Source organism: Paraburkholderia mimosarum LMG 23256 = NBRC 106338 (assembly GCF_000739815.1).
GTDB lineage: Bacteria > Pseudomonadota > Gammaproteobacteria > Burkholderiales > Burkholderiaceae > Paraburkholderia > Paraburkholderia mimosarum.
Genome location: NZ_BBJJ01000366.1, coordinates 1 through 603 on the forward strand (window position 1 = coordinate 1; position 603 = coordinate 603).

Consider the following 603-nt stretch of genomic DNA (forward strand, 5'->3'; position numbering starts at 1 on the left):
CGAAGCAGGTGTGCATAAAGTCACGCTGCCCGTTTCCGTGACCGACGAACACTCGCTGGCCAATATCCGCAAAACCACCGGGCAGATGATCGAAGAAGTCCGCAATATCGTCGCGCTTCGCAACGAACAGTTCCCTCGCGTGCAGATCGAGGCCGGCGTTTCGGTTGCCTTCGGCTGCACCATCGCGGGCCCGGTGAGCGACGACCAGACAATGCGCGTGTGCGAGGCAATGGCCGAGTGCGGTGTCGACGAAATCGGCCTTTCGGATACCAGCGGTTATGCGAATCCGGCGCAGGTTCGCCGTCTGTTCCGTCGTCTGCAAGCCGAATTCGGCGCGAAGGCTGGCGGCGCGCACTTTCACAACACACGCGGGCAAGGACTGGCCAACGTGGTCGCGGCGCTCGACGCCGGTGTGACGACGATCGATTCGAGCCAGGCAGGTCTCGGCGGGTGCCCCTATGCCCCGGGCGCGACCGGCAACATCGTGACCGAAGACCTCGCGTTCCTGCTCGAAGCGATGGGCTATGACACGGGCGTCGACATCGACAGGCTCATCGCTGCCCGTAGCATCCTCGCCGAGGCGCTGCCTGGCGAAGCGCTGTA

1 pseudogene is annotated in these 603 nt (G+C 64.0%); it reads left to right on the forward strand.

From position 1 onward, the window contains the following. Positions 1 to 603: pseudogene (locus BMI01S_RS37910) on the forward strand (hydroxymethylglutaryl-CoA lyase); the annotation flags it as partial.